The 1,155-nt window shown below is 72.0% G+C and carries 1 protein-coding gene; it reads left to right on the forward strand.

Translation table 11 applies throughout. The features are described from left to right. Positions 1-47: 47 nt before the first annotated feature. The coding region (locus ACGF5G_RS35765) for a sensor histidine kinase (RefSeq protein ID WP_393271334.1) at positions 48-1,155 on the forward strand (1,108 nt) is incomplete at its 3' end.

Genomic DNA, 1,155 nt, shown 5'->3' on the forward strand with positions numbered 1-1,155 from the left:
GGTGGGGACCGCCGAGTGAGCGCCGCCTGGTTGACTGATGACCGATCATGACACCACCGCTGAACACTCCGCCGGCCAGAGCACGCCCAACCAGCACGAGGCTGGTCGGGGCGCTGCTGGCGCCCGTCCGCGCCGAAACCTGGCGGTACACCGCCCACCTTCTGCTGGGCGCTCCGGTCGGCGCGCTCATGGTCGTTTACGTTGGCCTGACCGGCTACGCGATGGTTGCCGGCCTCACGGTCGTGGGTCTCGCCCTTCTCACGGTATTCGTGCGCGGCACACGGCTCGCCACGTTGCTCGAGCGTTGGCGGGCGCGAGTGCTGCTGCATCTCGAGCTGCCGTTGCCGGCTGCCGTGCGGCGACGGTCGCCCGGCATAGTCGGCTGGGTTCGCGACGGGCTCACCGACGTCACCGGCTGGCGCATCCTGGCGTTCCTGCTACTCGGCGGACCGTTGGCGATCGCGATGGCGTACGCGACCGTCCTCGTCTGGGCGCTGCCCGCCGCGGCGGCCACCTACCCGGTGTGGTATCGGTACACCCCGCCCGGCTGGGACGGGCTCGACGTCGCCGGAGCGCGGTGGCATCCGGACGTCTGGCCCTACCCGCTGCTCGTCGGCCTGGTAGGGCTCGCGGGCCTGGTTGCCGCGGCCTGGATCGTACGGGGTCTGGCCGCACTCGACCGGCTACGGTTGCGATGGATGCTGCGGCCGGACGCAGGCCCCGACCTGGCGCGGGTGCTGGAGCGCCGCCGCGACCAGGCGGTGGAACAGGCCGGGGCGCATCTGCGGCGCATCGAGCGTGATCTCCACGACGGCGCGCAGGTGCAGATGGTGGCCGTGGCCATGGAGCTGGGGCGGGCCCGGCGGGAGCTCGACGGCGGCGGCAACCCACAGACGGTGGCGCGTCACGTCGCCGTCGCGCACGAACAGGCCAAGCAGGCACTGGCGGAACTGCGAGACCTCGCCCGCGGCATCTACCCTGCAGTGCTGACCGATCTGGGGCTCGACGGCGCGCTGCCGCTGCTCGCGGCGCGCTGCCCGATCCCGGTTATCCTCGACCTCGACGTCCCGCGACGCCCGTCCGCCGTGGTCGAGTCGACGACCTATTTCTGCGTCAGCGAGTTGCTCGCCAACGCGGCGAAGCACAGCAGTGCCG

Source organism: Micromonospora sp. NPDC047730, assembly GCF_043204765.1.
Taxonomy (GTDB): Bacteria; Actinomycetota; Actinomycetes; order Mycobacteriales; family Micromonosporaceae; genus Micromonospora.